We start from the raw sequence: 23,535 nt of genomic DNA, 5'->3' as shown, positions 1-23,535 counted from the left end.
CATGCCGGCTGTGATGAACTGCGCCAAGTCAGTTTTGTCGAAGCACTGCAACTGCTGATGAACCTATTGGAGCAGGTGATCAAAAGCTTTGCAGACAAAATGGTGGCACCGATCAAGGCCATGCTGGTAGCATTTATGGAAGAAATCCCCGGCCTTTTGCGGCGATCGTTGCTACTTCCGGCCTGTCAATTGTAAAAGAACGATGTAATTTTAATCTGTTAGCAGCACCTTGGGTGGTGCGAAAGTTGAGTTATTCGCTTAGCGTAATATTCCAAAAAAATTGAATGTCAACCGCTTTATTGTTGCCCTGGAGGTGGAGATGATTGATGCCCCGGTGATTTTCTGGTTCCGTCAGGATTTGCGTCTGGCTGATAATCCGGGTCTGACAGCTGCCGCTCAGCAGGGTGCTGTCATCCCGGTCTACATCCTTGATGATGAACAGCCCGGCACGTGGCGGATGGGGAGTGCCAGCCGCTGGTGGCTGCACCGTTCGTTGCATCAGCTTGAGCAGCAGTTACAGGGGCGCCTGCTTTTTTTTGCCGGGAAGGCCGAGGAGATCCTGCAGCGGTTGACCAGGGCGGTCGGCGCAGAAAAGGTTTTCTGGAATCGCTGCTATGAACCCTGGCGGATTGAACGCGATCGCCGGATCAAGGAGACCCTTAACCAAACGGGCATTGGCGTTCAGAGTTTTAACGCCTCCCTATTATGGGAACCCTGGGAAGTGCTCAAGGGGGACGCTACTCCCTACAAGGTCTTTACCCCTTACTACCGTAAAGGCTGTCTCGGTCGCACTGTTCCGAGATCACCTCTCGAGCAGGCACCGGCCCTGCATTTTTATTCCACAACAAATATATCAGACGGCTGTCCTCTTGCTGCGTTGGCATTGTTGCCTTCTCAGCCTTGGCATAAAAAACTGGAGCAACACTGGCAACCAGGGGAAAAAGGAGCGCACCAGCGGCTCAATGACTTTATCGCCGGCGGACTTGACGGTTATCGTCAGGGGCGTGACTTTCCAGCGTTGGAGCAGACGTCACGATTGTCCCCCCATCTGCACTTCGGTGAAATCTCTCCCCATCAGATTCGTCAGACTCTATTGACGGCGGCAGCCACGGAAAATATTTCGGCGGCTGATCTGGACCATTTTTTCAGCGAACTGGCATGGCGTGAATTTTCCTATTATCAGCTTTACCATAATACGCACCTGCCGGAATTGCCGTTGCGTGCTGAGTTTCAGCGCTTTCCCTGGCTTAAGGATGAAGAGGGTTTACGCTCCTGGCAGGGTGGGCTGACTGGTTATCCGCTGGTCGACGCGGGGATGCGCGAGCTGTGGCAGACCGGCTTTATGCACAACCGGGTACGGATGGTGGTGGGTTCTTTTCTGGTCAAAAACCTGATGCTCCCCTGGCAGCAGGGGGAAAGCTGGTTCTGGGATTGCCTGGTGGATGCCGACCTGGCAAGCAATGCGGCGAGCTGGCAGTGGGTTGCCGGTTGTGGTGCTGATGCTGCTCCCTATTTCCGAATCTTCAACCCCGTTACCCAGGGGCAGAAATTCGATCCCGACGGTGCTTACATCCGTCGTTATCTCCCTGAACTTGCGCAACTGCCGACCCGCTATCTCCACGCTCCCTGGACAGCTTCGGCAGACATGCTGGAGCAGGCGAATGTCAGGCTGGGGGTCGATTATCCATTGCCGATTGTTGATCTGAAAACTTCACGAAAGCGGGCGCTGGCGGCTTATCAGATGGTGCGCCAGGGACACATCAAGCAGCCCTGATGATGGTTTTGAATAAAAGGCTCATCTCTGCTTAAATGATTGATTATGCCGCCCATCTTTGTTGATTGATGGCCAGGTCCAGCGTCAATTCAAACACCTTGTCGCGTTTCTGGGTAAAAAGGTCTTTATCATAGGTGTCTTCGGGAAGATACCTGTCCAGCACCGCACCTACTTCATCCCGCACCGACAGGCGGGTCTGACTGTCTTTATACCAGTCCTGAACCAGCACCTTGGGTTTTTCCTCAATCAGCCGTTTCAGTAACGCCTTGGCTGCCAGTCGAACCTTCTTCTCGTCGGTCTTGGTCATGTTGTCTTTGCATAGCAGGTCATAGATTTCCAGCTCGTCTTCGGTAAGTCCCTCCCGGACGTGTCGAGCTTCTTCTTCCTTGAGTGATTCGGCAAATTTGACCAGCTCGGCAAAATCACTGTCAGCCGAATTACTCCCCGCATTATAGTTGTCGATGATCTCCTGCAGACGCTCGGCAAAATCCCGGCGGGTACAGTTCCGGTTGAGCATATCCTGCAGTTTCTTTTCCAGAAACGCCCGCAAGTCGGCAATCTCGATATGCTTATAAGTGACCTGTTTGAACCCCGCTTTGAGTTTGTCGAAATCAATTTTACTTAAGTCCCAACCCCTGCCTTTTTGTTCGATCTTATAGCCGCCGCGCTCTTCTTTAACCCCGGTGAATTTTTCATCATCAACAATCAGACTTTCATCAAGCAGTTCGTTGACTTTACGGGTGGCCGCAGCAATATCCTGCTGTTCAATAACGCTGTCGATGACGCCGCGCAGATACTGGAACAGGGCCACCTTGCGCATAACCGGAGCGCCCAGAATCTCCGGCTTGCAGGCTTCATAGAGGGCAGTGATGGTGTTTTCGTACACCTTGAAAGATTGCCGCCACTCGTCTTTTGACAGCAGCCTATCGGCCCATGCGTGAAACAGGCTGACCTGCTTGAATACGTCATCCGCGGCCAGTGCCGCGTCAATGACGATGTCGCGCTCGGCACAGAAGGAACGCGCCTGCTCAATGGCATCAGCCAACAAGACAAACAATTCCTCTTTATCCCTGACCGGTGGTTCATCCAGTCCGTCGCCGCCCTGACCGTAATCCTTGATTGCCTTTTTCAACCTGCCGATCACGCCGTAATAATCGACGATTTCGCCATTGGCCTTTTCCACGCCGTTGATGCGATGCGAACTCACCCGATTGGCACGGGCAATGGTCTGCATCAGGGTGTGATCTTTCTGCGGCTTATCGAGGTACAGGGTCGAAATCGTCGGCGCATCAAATCCCGTCAGCCACATGGCGCAAACGAAGACCAGTTGCAGCGGATGCTCCGGATCTTTGAAGTTGTATTCCAGGTCGTGGCCGTGGCTGTCCAGCTGCTCCATACGTCTGCGGTGTGGGCGAATATCGAGCCCCTGAGCGTCGAACTTTTCTTCCTCGCCGTTTTCGGCGCTGATTACCACCGCCATTTGCACCTTGCGCATCCATTCGAGTTGCTTGTGCAAGCGCAGCCTGTGGACTTCATCCTCGGTCTGTTTGATCTCGCCACGCAGCGCTTTGATTTGATCTTTCCACAACCGTAGAACCTTATCGTACATCTTCACGGTGGTGAACTTGTCCACCGTGATAACCATCCCCTTGCCAAGATAACCCCGGCGCGGAAAGTGATAGACCAGATCCTTGGCGATGGTTTCCAGCCGGTCATCGCGTTTGATCACTTGCAGCTCTGTGGCAAAATGACGCTCCAGCTTTTCCTGCTGTGCCTCATCGAGGTTTTCATCTTCCAGAATTTCGTAGAATTCGTCGCTTAAGTCCTCGTTCTGATTCAATACCTCCGGCACCCGTTTTTTGTAGAACAGCGGCACGGTCGCACCGTCATCCATGGACTGACTGAAGTTGTATTCCGACACATAATCGCCAAACCATTCGTAGGTCTTGCGCTCACGCCCCAGCAAGGGGGTTCCGGTGAAGGCCAGATAGCGGGCATTGGGCAACCCGGCACGCATATTTTCCGCCAGGGATTTGTACTGGGTGCGATGCGCCTCATCGACAATCACGATAATGTCGTCGCGCTTTGACAGCAGCGGGTAGCGCTTGCCTTTGGGCCAGCGGAATTTATGAATCAGGGTAAAAATAAGTTTTTTGTTCTGGCCAAGAAAGGTGCGCAACTGCTCGCTGTCTTTGGGCTGGGCGGCATCGGCTTTTTTTACCGTTTCGGTATTGAGGAAGTTACGATAAATCTGCCCGTCCAGATCATCGCGATCAGTCACCACCACAAAACTGTAATTGCCCGGCACCTTGCGGATGATCTTGCGCGCATAAAAGATCATCGAAAAACTCTTGCCCGAACCCTGGGTATGCCAGAACACCCCCAGCTTGCCGCCGAATTCCTCGCGCCGCAGAAACTTGTCAAAACCCTTATTCACACCAAGGAACTGGTGGTTCTGGGCAATGATCTTCTGCGAACCCTTGTGATAGATGACAAAGTTTTCAACATAGTCCAGCAGCTTGCTTTTGGCACACAGTCCTTGCAGAAAGCGCTCGGCGCTGGTGCCTTCGGCACGGATCTGGTCACGGCGGATTTTTTCCTTTTCATCCTCCGGGCGCAGCCAGTGGAAAAAATGCTCCCACGCTGCGCTCAGACTGCCAAGGCGGGTTTCGATTCCATTGCTCAGCACACAGAAGACGTTGGTCAGAAACAACTGGGGAATGTCGGCTTTGTAGTTGGTCAGGTTGTCGTGGTAGGCGGTTTGCAGTTTGACATTGGAATTCTTCAGCTCGATAAAGACCAATGGCAAACCATTGACATACAGCAGGATATCGGGGCGACGATAGCCCGCCCTGGCCGCCGCACCGGTACTCTGAATCCATAGCTGGGTGACGACCAGAAAATGATTGTTGTCAGCTTGCTCAAAGTCGATCAACCGGACCCGTTCCTTACGGTTGCGCCCTTCGGCGTCCCTGAACACGACCCGCACCCCGTCGCGGATGAGGTTGTCCAGTTCACGGTTGGCAACCATGGTGGCCATGGCCTGACGCCGGTCGCACACCTGATCCAGCGCATCCTCGATGGCGGCTTCAGGGATCTCCGGATTAAGGCGCACAGCCGCATCTTTCAGACGATGACGTAAAATCACCTCGCGCTTGTCCGAACGCCCCGAACCATCCTTCATATCCGCCGGATCGCTGGTATAGCAATCCAGCGCATCATAGCCATACAGATGCTGCAGACGCTGAACCATCGCCTGCTCGATGGCGTCTTCGGTCAGGAAATTGGGCATCGGCTAGTGCTCCACGTCGATATCCAGGGGTGGAAGATTGAATAGCAGTTGCACCAGATCCCGGTTGACATAATAGTTTTCGCGCCCCAGTCGGTGCTTGTCGAGAATGCCGCCTTTGGCAAGATCGTCCAGATAACGGGTTGCGGTGGCCCGTGATACGCCCAGATCCTGCTCGATGAAGGCCACCTTGGTATAGGGGTGGCGGAAGATGTTGTTGATCAGATCCTGGCTGTAGAAGCGGTAATGGGCGCGGATATGGTGTTTGTGTTTTTGCAGCAGCCGGGCAATGGCTTCCACCAGCGCGGTCGTATGACGAGCCGTTGCGGCCACCCCGCGCAACAGATACAACAGCCAGCTTTCCCATTCGCCGGTGTCGCGCACCTGCTGCAACTCAGAATAGTAACCGGCCTTGGTCTGACTGATATAGCGGCTTAAATAGAGGATGGGTGAATCCAGCAGCCCGGCGCGTACCAGAAACAGGATATTGAGAATACGGCCGGTGCGACCATTGCCATCATAAAAAGGGTGGATACTTTCGAACTGGTGATGCATCACCGCCATTCGTACCAGTGGATCGAGTCCGTTGTCGGCATGGATCCAGGCCACCATCTCGTCCATCAGCGCCGGCAGCTTTTCCGGGGTTGGTGGTACATAGACAACCTCACCGCTGCGCTCATTCTTTAATACCGTGCCGGGGGTGCGGCGCAGACCAGCATTGTTGCCTTCGAGGATGGCCTGCACCTTGAGAATCGTCTCCAGCCGTAGCAACCCGCTGTCGCGCACCTCGCCAAAACCGACCTCAAGGCTCTGGGCATACCAGGCCACTTCCTTGCCGGCCGGGTCGACCGAGCCGGGCTGCACCTGATAGCGGTAGAGGGCATCCTGAGTGGTGATGATGTTCTCAATTTCCGAGCTGCTCTGCGCTTCCTGCAGCGCCAGGGTGGAGACCAGCAGCCGTTCGTTGGGAATACTGCGAGCCACCCCCTTCAGCTCGGCCAGATGGCGGTGAGCCGCCACCAGCGCGCGCAACACGGCCGGGGATTCGAGCGGCTCTTTAGGGGGGAAGTGATCCTTGATACTCAGTGTCATTGTGTACCCCTGCGGCGTGGAGGAGTGTGCGACCTGCTCAATAATCAGTCTTTATGAGCAGGTCGTATTGCATCTTCTCAGATTTGCGCCTGTTTGAGCAATACCCTTTTCACGATCCTTGCAAACGTTAGCCCCCGGCCTCGGTTTCGACTGCGGTGGCTGAAGCGTCCTTGTGCATACTGGGTGGAAACTGGATATCGAGGTTTTCCACCGATAACTTGCCGGAGATCAGACGCGGGAGGAGAAGATCGCGGGTTTTGGTGAGATTACGATTCATCGAAGCCAACTGATTAATTTCCAAAAATATCGGCTTTACTATTTCGTGGAACTTATTTCTCAATTCTATTGTTGGCGACAAAAACTTTAACCCCGAAAATTTCCCTTTGCTTAGATTCGTCATTGTGGTGCCGGTCGAGCCAAAAAGCCAAATTGACTCCTTTAGCCCGCAAATTACATAGTATCCCCACTCCAAATCCTCTTCTCTGTACAAACAAACGGTATTGATCTGCTGGTTTGTTTGTGACGTTGTCGTGGTGATTGAAACTACTCCTCCAGTTCCAATACAGCTTACACATAGACTGTTTTTGGGAATTGTCTGTGATCGCTGAGAGAGAAGGCCATCCTCAGACAGTTTTTCATTAGTTTCCGAAACAAACATATTTCCATGCATGTCCGGAGTCTTGATAAATGGATATTTGTCTCCGTAGTAGCGCGGGACAACGGTTGATGGCGTCTTCCCTGTAACAACCTTCCCGAGGGAATCGACACGAGAGATCTCCCAATCCTCCGGCACACCTTTTACAAAACGGGTGTCCTGATGGCCGGGAAAGCGCATGCGCACAAACCATTCGCGGTAGAGTTCTTCGGCCATTTTTTCCAGCAGCGCGATGCGGCGTTTGTTGACCTCAATCAGATCATCATAGGCCGTCAGAATGGCGGCAATTTTGCGTTGGGTTGGGAGATCGGGGACTCTGAAATTGATTGAACGCAGCTTCTCGAGACTAAGATTGTCTTGAGTTGTCCCTTGCGAGATCCCCTGAATCTGAAACTTGTAGCTTTCCAGGCAATATTTGACGAAGCGGACATCAGATCGCTTCTCATTGGGAATGAAACCAATAATGCTGTCAGGAAAACATGCACTAAATACAAGAATGGCAGTATCGGCAATATTGGCTGCGATAGTTATACAAAGAGTCCCCGGCTCCCAAAGTTTACTCTGCGCAAGCCCCTTCTCGTTGTAGGTTTGTGTGTATTTTGTGACGTAGAAATTACTGTGTTTAACGTCTCCGGTTTGGATAAATGGATAAGGACCACCATAAAGCGATGGGTCATTGCGAGGACGATGCTTTGATTTGCCGCGTGCCACTGTCCCCAAGTCTTCCAGCTTAGAAAAACCGAGATTGTTTTTCACTCGTCAATACCAGTAATGTTTGATGTGTTATGGAGAATGATTCTTTCCTGCTCTAAGGCAGCCTTGCTGAGGCGGACAAGCTCATCTGTCATGCCTGCCAGGGCTTCAATAAACTCCTCCTCCGTCTTTCCATCCTCCTCAATCACCACCCCCACATAACGCCCCGGATTCAGCGAATAATCCTGCTCTTTCACCTCTTCCAGACTGGCCAGTTTGCACAGACCGGTGACATCTTCGTATTCGGCTTGCGGGAATCGCTCCTGCAACCAGTGGATATGACCAAAGCTGCTTTCGGCGTTTTTCACTTCCCGGTGCAGTTCTTCCAGCGCGGTTTTCAGGTGCCGAATGGCACGGTCGCCGTTCCGGCGTTTACCGACCTGATTGGCAGCTTCTGCCAGCGTCTTTTCGTGGCGGCGCACGGCCTTGTCGATCTGCTTGAGGTTCTCATGCAGGACGGTAAAAAATGGATCAAAGGTGGCACGCAGGGTTTGCTGGGCGGCGTTCTTCTGAACAACATCTGTCTCATCACCACGCCGCTGCTGATAATCGGCCCAGGCTTGCTGCAAGGGCGCGAGGTTGTCCCAGGTCGCGACCAGTCCGGCTACGGCGGCCTTGCCGGCATCGTCATCAAGCACCGCCAGCAGCTGTTCGGCCACCGGCTCGACCTGCTGACGGTTTTCCACCAACCGCGTCATGCCCTGTTCAAAGTAATGCTCAATCAGGGCGACAAATTCATCGCGACGACCTCTGTGCAGGCGGCTGATGATGGCGATATTCTGGATCTGCTCCGGCGAAAATTCCCGGTGGGCGCGGTCGATCTGGGTAAAGATGTTGCGCGCGTCGATAAACAGGATGCGCTCGTCCGTCTTGCCCTTGTCGAAGAACCACAGAGTGGCAGGCAGGGTAACGGTATAAAACATGTTGGACGGCAGGGTGAGCATGGCGTAAATGAGGTTGTTCTCGATCAGCGACTTGCGGATGTCTGCTTCAGAATGACGCGCATCGGAGGCGGAGTTGGCCATGACCAGCGCGGCGCGACCGCCGGGGCTGCTGTTGCCGGGATCTTTGAGGGAGGTGGCGAACAGGTTGATCCACAGGTAGTTGGCGTTGGGCACCGTCTCCTTGCCCTGTTCGGATTTTTTGGCCTTGGTCTTGTTGCGCGGAATGCCGTAGGTGTTAAAGCGTGGATCTTTTTCCACCCCGGACAGCGACACTTCATCGACGTTGAAGGGCGGATTGGCAAGCACGTAATCGAACTTGCCGCAGGAGTGAAAATGATCGTCGTAGTAGGAAATCCCTTGCAGAATCTGCCCGCGCAGGCCGTTAACGGCCAGGTTCATCCGTGCCAGTTTGACTGTTTCCGAGCTTTTCTCCTGCCCGGAGACAAACACGCTGGTGTCTTCACCCTGGGCTTCAAACACCTCACGGTGTTTTTCGATAAACTGCGCCGATTGCACGAACATGCCGCCGGAACCGCAGGCGGGGTCGAATACGGTGCCGCCGTGGGGTTCGATGATCTCCACCATCAGCCGTACCACCGAGCGCGGGGTAAAAAATTCGCCGCCACCCTGACCTTCCGACAGGGCAAACTTGCCCAGGAAATACTCGTAGATCTGACCGAACACATCGCCGGTGGCGCTATCGGGAATATTGTCAAACTGGCGCAGCAGATCAAAAGGGAGCAGCCGGGTTTCCGCAGTGCGGGTCAGCCGGAAATATTCGTCCTTGGGCAAGCTGCCGGCAAGCTCCGGCTTGTATTCCTCAATCGCCTCCATCGCTTTTTCAATGGCCTTGGCGATGTCCTGGTTTTCCGGCAGCTTCAGCAGGTAACGGTAACGGGCATGTTCCGGTAGATAAAAGCCGCATTTGGCAATGGCAATTTCGTGCAACGGCTTTTCGCGGCGCGTGCCTTTGAGCGTCTGATATTCATTCAGAATCGCTGCTTCATGACGGCGGTAATTGATATCGGCGAACTTCAGGAAAATCAGCCCGAGCACCGGCGTGCTGTATTCCGAAGCCTTGAGGTCGGAATTGGCACGCAGATTATCAGCCGCTGCCCACAGGTCGGCTTCAAGTTGTTTGAGTTGTTCTTTGTTCATTTAGAAATCATTCCGCTCGGTTGTCGCTGGAGTTATGAGGAAGCTTTCGCCAGTTGTATTGCATTTTAGTAATACGGCTGTAAGGTATCGCCACGGCCACAGCCTGTCAATCGCCGTGGCGCGGGATGATTGACTTGAGGAGTTGAGCCGGACGCTCATTACTGTCTGGCAATCTGCTCCAGTTGTCGCACCAGAATCTGGTGGAGGCGGGTTGCTGCTCGTTGCAGATCATCGTTGTCCTGATCCCGCAGTGCTTTGAAATACTGGGCGCAGAGTTTGCGGTCGTCATTGCTCCAGCCGCTGGTGAAGCCTTCTTTTGACCGATCCTGCTGTTTCAGCAGCATCTCCTGATCATAGTCGCGCCGCCCATGGGCCCAGTTGATGATATGGGAGTAGAACAGCAGACTGCGATCAAGCAGAATAAACATCAGCTGGATGTTTTTTGCCGGGCCGATCTGCACCGATTCACCACCGAACTTCAGCCCGAGCAGATGGAAGTTGTCGATCAAGTCCTTCCCTTTAAACAGGGTGCCCGCTGCGCCGAGTAACCCGCCGATGGCGGAAAAGACCCCGAAGCTGACCCCTGCAGCGGCCAGATCAATACCGGCACCGATGGTGGCGCCGCCGATGGTGGCTGCCAGGATCAGCTGGTTGTTGGTCAGGCCGAGAAACTCCCAGGTTTTTTCGCTGAACAGATCCTCCTGCAGGATCGAGTGCTGCGGCAGGTCAAGGTTGAAGATGTTGTGTTTGTAGAGAGATCGAATCGCCTTATGAGTGGTTTTTTCCTGCTTGCTGACGTAGGCCATGTAGTCCCGTACCAGTTTTTGCTTCAAACTGTCTTCTGAGCTCTGTTGCCGACAGACCGCTGTGGTGCGATAACCGAGGGTTGTTTTCAGCAGCTCCAGGATCAGTTCGGCGGTGCGCTGATTGCGCCCTTGCCAGTCGGTCTGAAAGGTGCTGATCACTTTTTTTAATACCGGCTCCAGATGTTGATCGATGGATTGCAGACTCTGCAGCAGTTCGATGCGTTGGGCATAGTTGGCCTGACGCGAATTGAAGATGCGGATGGCGTTAAAGTGTTTGCGGAAATCAGCGCGCCAGTCGGGCAGGTAAACACTGTCGTCGCCTTTGCTGTTGATCACCGCCATGCGCGGAGCGCCGGTCAGGCGCAGGATCTCCATCTCCATGCGGTCGACATTGCGCACCGGGCGTGAGCCGTCGACGACAAAAATAACCCCGGCCCCTTCAGCGATGGGGGTTAACAGTTGGCAGTCATCGTAGAATGTCGGGTCGCTTTGATGTGCGGCGATAAAGGTCGGAATCAGGTGGTCGTCGGCACCCTGATAGTGTTGCATCCACTCCAGGGTCTGTCGCGGGTTTTGAAACCCCGGCGTGTCGATGAAGCGGATCACTTCCCGGCCATCAATGACCACCGGAAACGCCTGAATTTCCGTGGTTTCACCGGGAATCGGACTGATCCGGACGCTATCGTCTTCAGCCAGGGTCGACAGCACCGACGATTTCCCCTCATTCGGGTGGCCGATAATGGCAAAGGTTGGAATATTGTCAGTCATTGTTCGGTCATCAGGGTAAAGACTTCAAGATAGGGATCGGCCAGCGTTTTTACGGTTTTTTGCCAGAGCTGCAAGTCCGCAGATGGAACCGCTGTGATCATCTCCCCCCGCTGTGCCCTTCCTGTCAACGCGAGGGCCAGGGGGGTTGTCGGTGTCGTCAGTTGGCGCAATTGGCGCAGCAGGGTGGTGAGCTCACGAATCGGTGGCTGCCATGCCTCCTGTAGCAACATGATGCCCGCCAACTTGTCGTTGTTCATGATGGCTATCAGCTGCTCCAGAAAGGCTTGACCGCTCTGATCAAGGGCACCGTAACGCAGTGACACTAAGGGTTCATCCGGGGCAATCTGGTGCAGATACGGTGTTATCTTCTCTGTCGGGCACTGCTCCCAGAGTTCATCGGGAATCAGCAGCAGCCAGCCCCGACGGTTGGTGTGTTGCTTGAGCGCACTTTGCGCGGGCGTAGCTGTTGCCGGTGATGGGGACGGAGAAAAAGGGGCAATGCTGTGGCTGGCTGCGGTCTGCACCGACGGCGTCAGCATGCGCCGGCGCAACTGGCGAAAAGAGGCATTGTCGCAGGGCAGATGTTTCAGTCCGGCGCGCAGCTGGTACCTTCCCCAGCTCAGCAGCAACAGGCGCGGCAGCAGCCCGTAGATCAGGACGCCACACAGCAGAAACGGCCACCAGGAGGCAAGCCCCATGCTGGTGAGGCGCCAGTTGCCCTCAATCAGGACAATTTTGCTGCCGATAATCTGCTCAATCTCGGGGTAGGCCCACTCTGGTGGCAGCAGCCAGGACCAGGGCAGGGCAATCCAGCGCACCAGCTCGGCAAGAAAGGCGTCGGTCAACGGCAGGGTCGACTGCCAGCCAAAGGCAATATCGGTGAAGCTGATTTTAGCCAGCAGGGTTAGCAATACCCCCAGATTAAAACCAATGCCGGCTAACTGCAGCAGGATAAAGGCCGGCCATAGCAGCAGATTGCCGTAGAGGTGTCGAAGCTGTTGCAAGCTTCCGACTACGGCTTGCAGGTCAAGCCGCCGGGTGGCAGGCAGGTGTTTTTGTGAACGTTTGAAAACAGAGGTAAAGAGTTTTGCCAGGGCGCGGCTGAGCAGGGCATAGAGAACGGACTTGGGAACCTTAACCCGAGGCACTAAACGATACGCGAAAAGCCCGAGGTTGAGCATGACCAGCAGCAGTTGCACGAGGATGAAGATGGCAAAAAAACCGGAGACATTGACCGGCGTAGTGCCGTCATACCGGAGAAAAGATGCTGCCATACCGACCCCCGCCAGCAGGCTGAGCAAAAAGAACAGAAACGCGCTGAAGGTGGTGGTTTCCTGCCAGATCTGCCCCGGCAGAGGTAGTTGCTGCCGCTGATATTCCTGACGGCGGGCACAAAGCCAATGGCCGGCCAGCTCGCGGGTGGCAGGATCAGCGCTCACATCAAGCCCGGTGGCAAGATAAATGGCACGGTCGCGCCGGCGCAGTTCAGTATCATCGCCCTGTTCAAGGCGTGGTTCATCGCGCTTGAACAGAAATTCAAGGTCAAGGATATCAGGCAGAGAAAATAATGGTTTCATTGACGGCGGCGCTATCTGATTGAGATACTGTTCATTGAGTGTGTCTGTTCTTACACCGGATCGGGAATCCTATGTCAAGGGACACTTTTCGTCATCCATGACCGCTTGTTGTCGCCGTCCATGGCGACAAACACCCTTGCCACAGGATCCCCGACCCTGCGCAAGGGCAGAGCTGAATAGTTACAATACATTTTCATTGTGCCGGAATCATAACAAAAAACCGCCGGTTGCGACAGCCTGTTGCTGCAATGTCTTACCCGGGAGGCTCCTCATGCATGATCTGCTCAACCACCCGTTAATTTCACAGCGTTATTTTTTCCCGCGGCGGGGATTTTTGCCTGAGCCTGTTGTGGTGGAGGTCGAAGGGGCACAGCTCGCCTGTTACTATCATGAAGTTGATCCCCAGGCCAAAACGCTGGTCCATTTTCATGGCAATGGCGAGATTGTGGATGACTGGCTGGACGGATTTGTCGAAGCCATCGCTCAGATTGGGTGCAACTGTTTTTTGGCCGAATACCGTGGTTACGGCAGTTCAACCGGCGAACCACAGCTGGGTAAAATGCTGGAGGATGTCAAGGCAACTATTGCCGCTTTGCAGCTTCCGCCTGAGCAGTTGCTTATCTTCGGGCGCAGTGTCGGTGCGATCTTTGCCCTTGAGGCGGTTCGGCTGTTTCCTGGTGTGGCCGGGTTGGTAATCGAAAGCGGGATTGCCGACGTGCGTGAACGTCTGCTGTTACGGGTGCATCCACAGGAACTGGGAGTCAGTTTGCCGGAATTTGATCGAGCCGTCGATGCCCATCTCAACCACCAGCAAAAAATCGCTGCTTATCCGGGCCCACTGTTGGTGATGCATACGCGCAATGATGGGCTGGTGGGGGTTCACCACGCTGAACATTTATACCAATGGGCTTCTGGGCGTAAGGAATTGAAGATTTTCCCCCAGGGTAATCATAACGACATCATGTTCGTCAACGCGCAGGAGTATTTTTCAACCTTGTATCGGTTTATTGATTCCCTGGATCATTACCGGGAGCAATAAGTAACATGCATGCTACCTTGCGGTTGACCCGATGTTGAGAACGTTGCCAAGTTCATCCAGATCAAAAGGCTTTGCCAGAACCGCACAGAACCCGTGTTCTCGATAATTAGCCATAATCGGATCCTGAGAGTAGCCGCTTGACACCACAATGCGGGCATCAGCATCAAGGGCGAGAATTTCCTGTGCGGCTTCTTTTCCGCCTTTGCCACCGGGTACGGTGAGGTCGAGTATGGTCAGGCCGATCGGGGGTTCTTGGCCCAGATGTTCCCGATACAGACGAACGGCCTCTTCTCCGTCGGTCGCCGCCAGCGATTCCAACCCAAATTCCTCGAGCATCAGGCAGATGGTATGGCGTACCGATTCCTCATCATCCATCACCAGCACTTTGCCTTGTAGTCTGTTGTTCACAGGTTTGTCGGCTTGAATGTTGACTTCCTGTCGCTTTTTCGCTGAGGCCGGCAGGTACATGCTGAAGGTGGTTCCTTGCCCCGGTGATGAGTCCACCTGAATATGGCCGTCATGTTTGCTGATAATCGAGTGGACGATCGATAGCCCCAAGCCGCTGCCCTGGGGTTTGGTGGAAAAATAGGGGTCAAAGACCTTGTCGATGATGTCAGCGGGGATCCCCTCACCCTGGTCGCTGATGGTCACTCGCACGTATGGTCTGGTGGGATCAAGAGGTGTGTCGACTATTTCATCCCCGGCTGCAACGGCGCAGGAGAGGGTAAGAACCCCACCTTTAGGCATCGACTGTACGGCATTAAGGATCAGGTTTTGAATCACCTGGCTGATCTGATTGGTATCGATATCCACCAGCGGGAGTTCAGCGGCGAAATCGTAGCAGCAGGACACTTCCGCACCATGGAGAATGAACTCTGCTGAATCCTTGATAATCTCAGGCAGCGAGGCGGTTTGCCTGATCGGTTGCCCCCCCTTGGCGAACGTCAGGAGTTGCCTGGTCAGGTCGCGGGCACGCAGGGATGCCTTGGTCGCATCCTCGAGGCGTTTACGGGTTTTTTCAGCCAGGTTGGAATCCAGTAAAGACAGATCGATATTACCAAGAATCGCGGAAAGCATGTTGTTGAAATCATGGGCTATACCCCCGGCGAGTAGACCGAGGGACTCAATTTTACGCGCCTTTTCGAGTTCACGTTCGAGGCGATATTGGTCGGTAATATCACGGAATACCAGGACCACCCCGATGGTTTCGCCGCTGTTGGTCGTGATGGGGGCACCACTGTCAGCGATGCTGCGCATCTGGCCATCACGGGATATCAGAGCCGTATGATTTGCCAGGCCGACAATCTGTCCGGAGCTCAGGACTTTTTCCACCGGACTCTCGCACAGTTCACCGGTTTGCTCATTGATGATATGGAAAACTTCAGCGAGGGGCCGACCGGTCGCTTCATTGATGTTCCAGCCGGTAAGTTCTGTGGCAATCGGGTTCATCCGTACCACGTGACCCTTGGTGTCGGTGGTGATAACCGCATCACCGATGCTGTCAAGGGTAACAGCGAGTTGCTCTTTTTCTGCTGCAAGAGCGCGCTCGCTATCTTTTTTGTCAGTAATATCGGTCGCTATCTCCAGGCGCACGATCCGTCCATCGATCCAACTGATAGCTCGATCCATGATGTAGTACCAACGCTGGTTTCTGGTGTTATGAAATTCCCAGGTGTGGATACCGGTTGGCTTTCCTTGTGCGTCAATCAATAAATGATTGGTGCAAAAAGGGCATGGTCCTGATTGCTCGGATTGAAGGGCCTGCCAACAGATCTGACCGGTGATATCACCAAAAATCTTCCTGCCGTGGCGGTTGATAAAAAGAATTTCGTAGGTCTGCATGTCGGCTACGTAGACCATGGCATCAAGGCTGTCCATGATCAGGCGAAAGCGCGATTCACTGTCACTTAAGGTTTTACGATTGACTTCGATCCTGGTTGCCATGTCGAAAAGGGTATCGGACAGGGTTGTGATCTCTTTTGGAACAAGCCCAATCCGGGGACGTTCCAGAAGGGTTCCTGGAACCAGGTTGCGGCTGAATCTGGCGAGGGTTGTGATCGGTTTGACCAGGGTGGCGCGCCCAATGCGCCAGGCCAGGATCATGGTTGCTATCATGGCCGCCAGCAGCAGCAATAGATTACGGGTCAGAATGGCGTTGGCAGATTGGAGAATTTCCTGCTCCGAGATCCCGGCCCAGACATAGGCATAGGCGGGCGTGTCAGGCCTCAGACTGATCGGTTCAAAGGCAACGACACGTTGGATACCATCTGATCCGATACTTTTGAATATCCCATTCTCCCGCGCCGCGCGTGACTTGTCCCATGCCTCTTGCGCTATAGGCTGACCAATCGGGTTGGTAGCGGGGCGGCTGGGTTGATAGTACAGGCGGATTCCCTGATGATCGGTGACAGCAATAAAGGATTTCTCCGACAACTGCGGAACGTCCTGCAGTGCGGAAAAACGTGCCAGGTTGACGGCGGCGGTTAATACTCCACGGACTTCCCCGTCGGCAGTTCTGACCGGATAAGCAAATGCCAGGGCGGGTTCAATGATGCCAACTCGGGCGATGATGTATTCACCCACAGCAAAATCATTGTCGGCAATGGCTTCGCGAAAATGTTTGCGATCGGCCAGATTGATGTTTTCAAAGGGCAAGGCGGCGGCTAAGACCTCACCGTTTAAATCGGTCAGGGTAAAATTCTGGAATTCAGGATTCTGTTTGATCAAGGATTGAAATATCTTTTCGCCGGCGGCGAGATCAACGTTCTGGATTTCCGGCAGTAGCGCCAGGGTGGAAAGGATGCTGCGGCTGGTATTGACCAGATCAAACTGCGTCTGGGCCATACTGCGGGTCAGGAGTTGAACGTTTTTTTCAGCCCCCTTAATGGCGATTTGCCGCTGTTCAACACCACTGAACAGCAGAATGCTGAAGGCGGGAATCAATGCGATGATCAGCAGCAAAGCAAGGTTTTTGCCGATAGATCCCTTAAGCCAACGACGCATACAGGGCCTCTCAATATGAGTACTGATGCCAGGATTTTCGATTTTCATTTATCAGTGAACTTTCGCATACTAGCATCTGTCTGGCGCAACGCCAAATGGTTATTGTGTTTACTTAATGCTTGCCGCGCCACGATTTATGTGACTATACTCATAAAACTTAACCAATGCCCAGGTCGGGTCGTATGCCCCAAAATTCCCTTCTTATTGTCCAGCAATATCCTCAGCCGCCGGAGCGGTTTGAGGATTTTCTGCGCCTGCTGTTCGAGCGCCACCAGCTTGACCTGTTTCAGAGTCGTCAGCGGCTGCTAGGCCGCAGCCTGGCCCAGCTGGCCCAGGGGGCGCGCAATGAGCTGGAACAGATCTCGGCATCTTTGGCCGAAGCAGGTCATGTTCATTGGCTGATAGACCCGGTGCCGCCTGCTTTTGCCCCCCGACGAATCTATGGACTCGAAACCTGCAGCAGCGGGGTGGTGTTCGCCTGCCGGGATGAAAAGGTCGAGTTTGCTCAAGGTACAAATGTGCTGGCGGTGCTGGCTGATGTCTCTGGGGGGCTGGCGGACAAGCTCATGGCACGTATGCTGGCCGGCAACGCCTACCGCGGACGTGAGGCGATGCAAGCTGAAGGCCCGCAGCAACTGTTCAGCATGATTCTCCAGGGACAACCTGTTCTTGATTTCTATCGCCTCGACAAAAACAAAAAAATAACTGCAGCGGTGCGGGTCTTCCCCGGGCGTTTCAACCCCCAGGGACTGGGCGAAGCCGCCACCTTGAGCAGTCGCAAAAATCTTGAAGCGTTGCTTACATTGATGGAGGAACAATCCGCCGCTTTTCAACTCCATGTCGATCTCGGGGTGGCCCTGTTGCCCGGTTGTCAGTTGCGCCGCGCGGATAAAAATGATCAGGATGCCCTGCGCCAGAACCTCAATGGCATGACCCGCTATGGCTGGTTGATGGCTGATCTGTGGCGCCATGGTTCACTGCCGCGCCAGACCGGCGGCAACCTGCATCAGAGTGTAGGACCAGGCGGGTTGGGAACCCTACTAATGGCCCCACTAATGGCCAGCGGAGAAATAGACCGGGAAGCAACGCTGGGGGCGCATCCCCTGATGGATGAATTGAGGGATGAATTTACCGCCGCTACGGGTGATCCTGACAAGGCCGGATCGAACAACCGGCAGAACTTTGCGCGGCGGTCAACGATCCCGATGTTGCCGGCGCCTCCGCCAAATTCCCCCGCGGCCTGGACCGCACAACGTACCTGGACACTGATCTTGGTTGCTGGTGGTTTTATTGTCTTCTTCCTGCTGTTACTGGCTGATCGCAGTGATCTGATTGACCAGATCGCTTACCACAGTATTGCTTCCGGTGCGGTGCCCTTTGTTCTGGCTGTTTTGTCTTTTGCTTATGGATTTTACCATCTGCGCATCAAACGCAAGATCGAGAATACCCCCACCAGCCGGATCCGCTCCGTTGCCATGGGAATGGTAGAGGTCAAGGGGAACGCCCGGCGCAAGTACGCCCTGGTGGCCCCCATGTCGCATACCCCCTGTGTGTACTATCGCCTGACCCGATATCGCAAGGACAAAAATAACCGGTGGCAGGCGATCAGTGTCGCCTCCAGCGATAGCGCTTGTTTTTTTCTTGAAGATGGCACCGGTCGCATCGAAATCAATCCTGCCGGTGGTCGGGTACGTGCCGGAACCCGGCAGGAAGGTTTCCCCGGTCAGGTCGGCCTGACCCGTTTTGATTCCGATCAGACGGAAAAATGGCAAGAAGAAATTATTGTTGAAGGGACCCCGCTCTATGTTCTCGGTTTCGCATCTAACAAGCCGGCAGAAGGCGAATCTTTGCGTGAAGAGGTGCAGAAATCGCTCCGTGATCTCAAACAGGATCCATCGCGTTTAAAGCAGTTTGATCTTGACGGTGACGGAAAAATCTGTGTTGATGAATGGGATGCGGCGCGGGCCCAGATGGAAGAAGAGATCTACCATCAGCGGTTGCTCCAGCACAGTCAACAGCGCCGCCGCCAGGAAGATCATATCGTCATCGGGCGCCAGCCCGGGCGGCCGCTGATTATCGCTGAAACCCACTGCGAGACCCATTTGACTGGAAAATATCGCAACACGGCCATTGCTTTGTTATTGTTAAGCACCATGCTGCTGGGAGCGGCCATCTATTTACTGCTTGATTATTTAAACTAGCCGTTTTCTCTTCCATAAAAAAGGAGCCTGATTATGACCGGTTGGATCATCTTGGGGGTGTTGTTGCTGCTGCTGGCCGCGGTGATTGTTTACACCATCATCATCTACAATGGCTTTATTGCCCTGAAAAACACCATCAGCCAGGATTGGAGCAATATCGACGTGCTGTTAAAGCAGCGCTACGATGAATTGCCCAAGTTGATCAAGGTCTGTGAAGGCTATATGCAGCACGAGCAGCGAACCCTTGAAGCGGTGGTCAAGGCGCGCTCCATGGTCAATTCGGCACGCACCGACGAGCAGCAGTTGCAAGCCCAGAATATGCTTAGCGATACCCTGAAATCCTTGTTCATGGTGGTGGAGCGTTATCCTGATCTCAAAGCCGATGCCGGTTTTCGTCAACTCAGCTATCGGATCACTGAAATCGAAGATCAGATCGCCGACCGGCGCGAACTCTACAATGCCTCGGTAACCATCTACAACACCCGGCTCGGGCAATTTCCCGATCTGGTGGTTGCCAACATGTTCAAGTTTCAACCGCGCACTCTCTGGATTATTGATCCCGAACACCGTCAGGATGTCGCCGTGAGCTTTGCTGCCGGTTAAAGTTTTTGCGCGATGCAGCCGACAAGTACAAGGACGACCGGGTTTTGACCCTTGCTTGTCGGTTTGTATGGTTCATTGGGCAGAGCTCAGGGCATTGTTATGGCATTAGACTATTACAAATTACTGGGGATTCCGCCTGACGCGGATCAGCAGCGAATCAGAAGTGCCTACCGCAGTCTGGCCAAGCGTTGTCACCCTGATACCAATCGCGGCTCGGAAGCGGCAGCTGAACTCTTCCGTCAGATCAACAACGCCTATCGGATTCTTTCCGATCCGCCGCGGCGGGTGCGTTACGATGAAGAACGGGCCAACCGCAACCAGCGTCAAGCCGCTGCCCCTGCGGTTAAACCAGCGTCGAGCCTTGATCCGGCGCAAAAGTTCAGCCGCTTTGTCACTTCGCTGCTTGATGCGATCTTTACTCCGGACGCGGTTCCGGTGGCACCAACACCAGTTCGTCCGGTAGTTGCCAAGCCGAATAAAACCCCCTCGTTTAATTTTTTCTATCACCGTGCTCTGGAAAAAGAAAAACCTCAATATTGCCGCGGCAGCGATGGAGTTTTTCGCAAGGTACCGCGCAATAAACCACCCGCTTAGTTTTACTTCACGCCGTGCCGCCGCCTCGATTTGCGCTCAAGCCCCCAATGCAGCTATGATTCTCATCTTAAATGACAAAACCTCAACAGGAGCTTTTTATGGAAGATGGATTGGCTCAATTAAAAATGTGTGAACTCAAGGCCAAAGGTCTGATGGAAGAGATCGATCGCCGCTCAAATAAACCGACGGTCGTCTGTGGTAAATGCGGTGCCAAAGCCAATGAGGCAGAGCATCTGCATAACCCGCGCCCCATGGCAAAAAAGTTTTCCGACAATTTGTGGGGGTGATGGTGCAGGAATATCTTGATTTTTTTCGCGCCAACGATCATTTTGCCAGGCATTGTGGTTTCGAACTCCTCGAAGTAAAGCCCGGTTTTGCCACCGCGAAGATGGTGATCCGGCCATTTCACTTTAACGGTGCCAACACCGTTCATGGTGGTGCTCTGTTTGCCCTGGCCGATTTTGTTTTTGCGGTGGCGGTGAACAGCCGCGGACAGCTGGCCCTGGCAATCAATACCAGCATGGCGTTTATTAACGCCGCTCTTGCTGGAACCCTTGTCGCTACGGCACGGGAGGTTTCCTGCAATCGGCGACTCGGGGTGTACCAGGTTGATATTCATGATGAGCAGGGGCAATTGATCGCTCAGTTTTAGGGAACCGCCTATCGCAAGAGCGAATCGCTGCTGTCGGAGGTTGAGGAAGGGTAGTGGTTCAGCACCTGGCCTTTGAATCCTATGTCAAGGGACGCGATTGTTTCCCGTTGGGTCATCCATGACCGCTTTTTGTCGCCGTCCATGGCGACAAAAACCCTTGCCACAGGATCCAAAGGCCCTGCGCAAGGATAGAGCTGACCAGATACAATAATAAAAGTATATTTTTTGTCCGTCGTAATGTCATTCCAAGGAGTATCCCAATTTATGATCGAAGCAAGTGATTTTCGTCGTGGTGTCATTTTTCAGCATGATGCCGCTCCCTGTCTGGTGGTGGATGTTAGTTTCCAGTCGCCGACAGCGCGTGGTGGCAACACCCTGGTCAAAACCAAATATCGCAACCTGCTGACCGGCCAGGTGTTGACTGGTTCATTCAAATCAGGCGACCGTTTCGACGAGGCCGATTTTTCCCGTCGTAAGGGGCAGTTTTTATACGCTGCCGATGATCATGGCGTGTTTATGGACAATGAAAGTTTCGAACAGTATGAGCTGGGCGGCGATATCTATGAGGATATTCGCGGTTACTTGCTTGAAGGAGCCGAAGTCACCCTCGGCGTCTATAACGATCAGGTTGTCACTATTGATCTGCCGCAGGTGGTGGAATTGACCGTGACCGAAACCGCGCCGGCGATTCGTAACGCTACTGCCACTGCTCAAACCAAAGAGGCCGTGCTTGAAACCGGCATCAGTGTGCAGGTGCCGGGCTACCTTGAGAGTGGGGAAAAAATCAAGGTTGATACCCGGGAGCGCCGCTTCGTTTCCCGGGCTTAGTCGCCATGATTGACCTGCAACAGATCAGAACCGGTCTGACTCAACATCAGCCACAACTGTTGACGCAGCAGGATTTCCGCCGGGCGGCAGTGGCCATGCTGCTGCGTGAGCAGGCCGGAGAAACGCAAGTTCTGTTTATCCGGCGCGCCGAGCATGAACTCGATCCCTGGTCGGGGGATCTGGCTTTTCCGGGGGGCGGCGTTGATCCGACAGATCCCGGTCCACAGGCCGCAGCCGAACGGGAAACCCTCGAGGAGATCGGGCTGGAGCTTGCCCCATACCAGTACCTTGGTCGCAGTGATGATCTGGCCGGGGCTTATTTGTCAATTCACATTGCCTGCTTTGTCTATCAGCTTGACAACGAACCTGCTTTTCGCCTCAACGGTGAGGTGGTCGACCTATTCTGGGTACCGTTTCGCACCTTGCTTGATCCGGCGCGCAATCGCCTGCACCAGTTTCACTATCGCGGCGCCGGGCGTCGCCATCCGGTCATTGAATTGCCCGAGTGGAGCAATCGCCCCCTGTGGGGGATCACCTACCGCCTGCTGCAGAACTTTTTGGGACGTTATAATCTGTCGTTTCGTTATCCCGAACACTTCTGAAGGAATATTCATCCCCCTTACCCTCGCCGGCGACAAATCTGAACGCTGCTGGATGAGCTCTGTTTGGCCAGCTTTTTCATCTCGGTGCAGGCGTCGATCATTTCCAGGACACTGTTAAAGCGTCGCACCGCCAGATCAATACCCCCCAAACTTAAATTGGCTAGAGGAAAAAGCTGTTCAACTCCTTCACGGTTAGCCGCCAGGATGTGACCGCGTTGACGATCATCGGGGGAATAAAATTCAGGGATTTCCAGATCGATGCGCCGTAAAATATCATCAGTGACCCGCGCCGCAACACTCGAGGGCAGGGTAAACATGAAATCATCACCGCCGATATGGCCAAGAAAGGCATGGCCGCAACCGGCAGCGTGGAGGGCAACGCGGATTACGTTTGCGGTAAAAATGATCATCTCGTCGCCACGGGCGAAGCCGTAGACATCATTATAGGGTTTGAAATGATCAAGGTCGGCATAGATAACGCAGTATTCTTCATTGCTGTTCAGCAGCCGTTCCAGCTCCTGATGAATGCTGTTGTTGCCCGGCAGACCGGTGTTGGGGTTGGCATCCAGCGCCAGGGTGTTGAGACGCTTGAGTTCAGCCAGGGCGGCGCTGAGCTTTAACTGATTTTTGACCCGCGCTTTGACCGAAGGGGCGGTATAGGGACGAGCAATGTAATCGGAGGCTCCGCACTCAAAGGCCTTCTCTTCCTGTTGGGGTGAGGCTTGGGGTGCAACAAAGATGATCGGGAGGTGAGTGGTTTTATCCTCCTGCCGAAGTTTCTCGCAGAGCTGGAAGGGTTCTTCCCCCGGCAGGCTGGTGTCCAGCAGCAGCAGATCAATGGACTGCTGATGGAGCAGTGTTAACAGCTGATCGCTGGAGTTGGCGGTAACGACATGATAACGATCCTTCAAGGTTCCGATCAGGCTGGCTACACCCATCAGGTCGGCATCGGCGATCAGGATGCGGCAGCGGTCAGTGGTGGGCATGAGATGATCTCCCTTAATGGTTTTTTCAGCAGCGACCTTTATTTATAATCAAAAACTATGTCCCAACCTGCAGATGCTCGAACAAATGATCCTCGTTGCGTAAAGAGACAGACCCCTGTTGCAGCAACTGCTCAATTTTGCGCCAGCAGCGCCCGTCGGTAAAGTTATTTTTTTGCTGCGGATCAATCAGGTAGACGGGTTTGCCCAATGT

General features: G+C 53.9%; 18 protein-coding genes and 1 pseudogene. 10 read left to right on the top strand and 9 right to left on the bottom strand.

Annotation, left to right across the window (positions count from 1 at the left end; all coding sequences use genetic code 11):
- Nucleotides 1-195, top strand: a pseudogene (locus ICT70_RS04235) (IS4 family transposase); the annotation flags it as partial.
- 124 nt (nucleotides 196-319) lie between these two features.
- A complete protein-coding gene (locus ICT70_RS04230; protein ID WP_191154137.1) occupies nucleotides 320-1,774 on the top strand; it encodes a cryptochrome/photolyase family protein in 1,455 nt (484 codons plus the stop codon).
- Between the two features lie 43 nt (nucleotides 1,775-1,817).
- Here ICT70_RS04230 and ICT70_RS04225 read toward each other — a convergent pair whose 3' ends face one another.
- The 6 genes from ICT70_RS04225 to ICT70_RS04200 all read right to left on the bottom strand — a co-directional run bounded on the left by ICT70_RS04225 (nucleotide 1,818) and on the right by ICT70_RS04200 (nucleotide 12,816).
- A complete protein-coding gene (locus ICT70_RS04225; protein ID WP_191154136.1) occupies nucleotides 1,818-5,066 on the bottom strand; it encodes a type I restriction endonuclease subunit R in 3,249 nt (1,082 codons plus the stop codon).
- 3 nt (nucleotides 5,067-5,069) lie between these two features.
- A complete protein-coding gene (locus ICT70_RS04220; RefSeq protein WP_191154135.1) occupies nucleotides 5,070-6,155 on the bottom strand; it encodes a Fic family protein in 1,086 nt (361 codons plus the stop codon).
- A 127-nt stretch (nucleotides 6,156-6,282) separates the two neighbouring features.
- Nucleotides 6,283-7,566 (bottom strand): restriction endonuclease subunit S, encoded by a 1,284-nt coding sequence (locus ICT70_RS04215; RefSeq protein ID WP_191154134.1) that lies wholly within the window; start codon nucleotides 7,564-7,566, stop codon nucleotides 6,283-6,285.
- Nucleotides 7,563-9,665: a type I restriction-modification system subunit M gene (locus ICT70_RS04210; RefSeq protein WP_191154133.1), complete on the bottom strand. Its 2,103-nt coding sequence runs from the start codon at nucleotides 9,663-9,665 to the stop codon at nucleotides 7,563-7,565. The genes ICT70_RS04215 and ICT70_RS04210 overlap by 4 nt, the downstream gene beginning before the upstream one ends.
- A gap of 158 nt (nucleotides 9,666-9,823) precedes the next feature.
- Nucleotides 9,824-11,239 (bottom strand): GTPase/DUF3482 domain-containing protein, encoded by a 1,416-nt coding sequence (locus ICT70_RS04205; protein ID WP_191154132.1) that lies wholly within the window; start codon nucleotides 11,237-11,239, stop codon nucleotides 9,824-9,826.
- A complete protein-coding gene (locus ICT70_RS04200) occupies nucleotides 11,236-12,816 on the bottom strand; it encodes a DUF2868 domain-containing protein (protein WP_191154131.1) in 1,581 nt (526 codons plus the stop codon). Before ICT70_RS04200 ends, ICT70_RS04205 begins: the two co-directional genes overlap by 4 nt.
- A 271-nt stretch (nucleotides 12,817-13,087) precedes the next feature.
- Here ICT70_RS04200 and ICT70_RS04195 point away from each other — a divergent pair, with 271 nt between their 5' ends.
- The gene (locus ICT70_RS04195) at nucleotides 13,088-13,855 is read left to right on the top strand and encodes an alpha/beta hydrolase (protein ID WP_191154130.1); all 768 of its coding nucleotides are present in this window, start codon (nucleotides 13,088-13,090) and stop codon (nucleotides 13,853-13,855) included.
- A 12-nt stretch (nucleotides 13,856-13,867) separates the two neighbouring features.
- Here the strand turns inward: ICT70_RS04195 and ICT70_RS04190 are convergent, their stop codons facing one another.
- The gene (locus ICT70_RS04190) at nucleotides 13,868-16,858 is read right to left on the bottom strand and encodes an ATP-binding protein (RefSeq protein WP_224746798.1); all 2,991 of its coding nucleotides are present in this window, start codon (nucleotides 16,856-16,858) and stop codon (nucleotides 13,868-13,870) included.
- 182 nt (nucleotides 16,859-17,040) lie between these two features.
- Here ICT70_RS04190 and ICT70_RS04185 point away from each other — a divergent pair, with 182 nt between their 5' ends.
- The 7 genes from ICT70_RS04185 (at nucleotide 17,041) to ICT70_RS04155 (ending at nucleotide 22,338) form a co-directional block, all read left to right on the top strand.
- Nucleotides 17,041-19,059: a hypothetical protein gene (locus ICT70_RS04185; RefSeq protein ID WP_191154128.1), complete on the top strand. Its 2,019-nt coding sequence runs from the start codon at nucleotides 17,041-17,043 to the stop codon at nucleotides 19,057-19,059.
- A 33-nt stretch (nucleotides 19,060-19,092) separates the two neighbouring features.
- Entirely contained in the window at nucleotides 19,093-19,662 is a 570-nt protein-coding gene (locus ICT70_RS04180; RefSeq protein WP_191154127.1) for a LemA family protein, read from the top strand.
- A 99-nt stretch (nucleotides 19,663-19,761) separates the two neighbouring features.
- Nucleotides 19,762-20,256 carry a J domain-containing protein gene (locus tag ICT70_RS04175; RefSeq protein WP_191154126.1) on the top strand — a complete coding sequence of 165 codons (495 nt, stop codon included), beginning with the start codon at nucleotides 19,762-19,764 and terminating at the stop codon, nucleotides 20,254-20,256.
- Between the two features lie 98 nt (nucleotides 20,257-20,354).
- Nucleotides 20,355-20,543 carry a hypothetical protein gene (locus ICT70_RS04170; protein ID WP_191154125.1) on the top strand — a complete coding sequence of 63 codons (189 nt, stop codon included), beginning with the start codon at nucleotides 20,355-20,357 and terminating at the stop codon, nucleotides 20,541-20,543.
- The gene (locus tag ICT70_RS04165) at nucleotides 20,543-20,908 is read left to right on the top strand and encodes a PaaI family thioesterase (protein ID WP_191154124.1); all 366 of its coding nucleotides are present in this window, start codon (nucleotides 20,543-20,545) and stop codon (nucleotides 20,906-20,908) included. Before ICT70_RS04170 ends, ICT70_RS04165 begins: the two co-directional genes overlap by 1 nt.
- 264 nt (nucleotides 20,909-21,172) lie before the next feature.
- Entirely contained in the window at nucleotides 21,173-21,736 is a 564-nt protein-coding gene (locus tag ICT70_RS04160) for an elongation factor P (RefSeq protein WP_191154123.1), read from the top strand.
- A 5-nt stretch (nucleotides 21,737-21,741) separates the two neighbouring features.
- Nucleotides 21,742-22,338 (top strand): NUDIX hydrolase, encoded by a 597-nt coding sequence (locus ICT70_RS04155; RefSeq protein ID WP_191154122.1) that lies wholly within the window; start codon nucleotides 21,742-21,744, stop codon nucleotides 22,336-22,338.
- Between the two features lie 17 nt (nucleotides 22,339-22,355).
- Here the strand turns inward: ICT70_RS04155 and ICT70_RS04150 are convergent, their stop codons facing one another.
- Together ICT70_RS04150 and ICT70_RS04145 are read right to left on the bottom strand one after the other, a co-directional pair.
- Nucleotides 22,356-23,324 (bottom strand): GGDEF domain-containing response regulator, encoded by a 969-nt coding sequence (locus ICT70_RS04150; RefSeq protein WP_191154121.1) that lies wholly within the window; start codon nucleotides 23,322-23,324, stop codon nucleotides 22,356-22,358.
- Between the two features lie 55 nt (nucleotides 23,325-23,379).
- On the bottom strand, nucleotides 23,380-23,532 hold the full coding sequence (locus ICT70_RS04145) for a hypothetical protein (protein ID WP_191154120.1): 153 nt from the start codon (nucleotides 23,530-23,532) through the stop codon (nucleotides 23,380-23,382).
- Nucleotides 23,533-23,535 lie beyond the last annotated feature (3 nt).

The sequence above is a fragment of the Pelovirga terrestris genome, assembly GCF_014773365.1.
Classification (GTDB): domain Bacteria; phylum Desulfobacterota; class Desulfuromonadia; order Desulfuromonadales; family Geopsychrobacteraceae; genus Pelovirga; species Pelovirga terrestris.
This window is presented reverse-complemented; position numbering and strand designations above follow the sequence as displayed.

What these genes read in the sequence shown, in the direction of transcription:
- ICT70_RS04165 (WP_191154124.1), top strand. Translation starts at nt 20,543, where the DNA reads ATGGTGCAGGAATATCTTGATTTTTTTCGCGCCAACGATCATTTTGCC.
- ICT70_RS04150 (WP_191154121.1), bottom strand. Translation starts at nt 23,324, where the DNA reads ATGCCCACCACTGACCGCTGCCGCATCCTGATCGCCGATGCCGACCTG.
- ICT70_RS04185 (WP_191154128.1), top strand. Translation starts at nt 17,041, where the DNA reads ATGCCCCAAAATTCCCTTCTTATTGTCCAGCAATATCCTCAGCCGCCG.
- ICT70_RS04210 (WP_191154133.1), bottom strand. Translation starts at nt 9,665, where the DNA reads ATGAACAAAGAACAACTCAAACAACTTGAAGCCGACCTGTGGGCAGCG.
- ICT70_RS04190 (WP_224746798.1), bottom strand. Translation starts at nt 16,858, where the DNA reads ATGCGTCGTTGGCTTAAGGGATCTATCGGCAAAAACCTTGCTTTGCTG.
- ICT70_RS04175 (WP_191154126.1), top strand. Translation starts at nt 19,762, where the DNA reads ATGGCATTAGACTATTACAAATTACTGGGGATTCCGCCTGACGCGGAT.
- ICT70_RS04225 (WP_191154136.1), bottom strand. Translation starts at nt 5,066, where the DNA reads ATGCCCAATTTCCTGACCGAAGACGCCATCGAGCAGGCGATGGTTCAG.
- ICT70_RS04195 (WP_191154130.1), top strand. Translation starts at nt 13,088, where the DNA reads ATGCATGATCTGCTCAACCACCCGTTAATTTCACAGCGTTATTTTTTC.
- ICT70_RS04180 (WP_191154127.1), top strand. Translation starts at nt 19,093, where the DNA reads ATGACCGGTTGGATCATCTTGGGGGTGTTGTTGCTGCTGCTGGCCGCG.
- ICT70_RS04220 (WP_191154135.1), bottom strand. Translation starts at nt 6,155, where the DNA reads ATGACACTGAGTATCAAGGATCACTTCCCCCCTAAAGAGCCGCTCGAA.
- ICT70_RS04155 (WP_191154122.1), top strand. Translation starts at nt 21,742, where the DNA reads ATGATTGACCTGCAACAGATCAGAACCGGTCTGACTCAACATCAGCCA.
- ICT70_RS04230 (WP_191154137.1), top strand. Translation starts at nt 320, where the DNA reads ATGATTGATGCCCCGGTGATTTTCTGGTTCCGTCAGGATTTGCGTCTG.
- ICT70_RS04200 (WP_191154131.1), bottom strand. Translation starts at nt 12,816, where the DNA reads ATGAAACCATTATTTTCTCTGCCTGATATCCTTGACCTTGAATTTCTG.
- ICT70_RS04160 (WP_191154123.1), top strand. Translation starts at nt 21,173, where the DNA reads ATGATCGAAGCAAGTGATTTTCGTCGTGGTGTCATTTTTCAGCATGAT.
- ICT70_RS04205 (WP_191154132.1), bottom strand. Translation starts at nt 11,239, where the DNA reads ATGACTGACAATATTCCAACCTTTGCCATTATCGGCCACCCGAATGAG.
- ICT70_RS04170 (WP_191154125.1), top strand. Translation starts at nt 20,355, where the DNA reads ATGGAAGATGGATTGGCTCAATTAAAAATGTGTGAACTCAAGGCCAAA.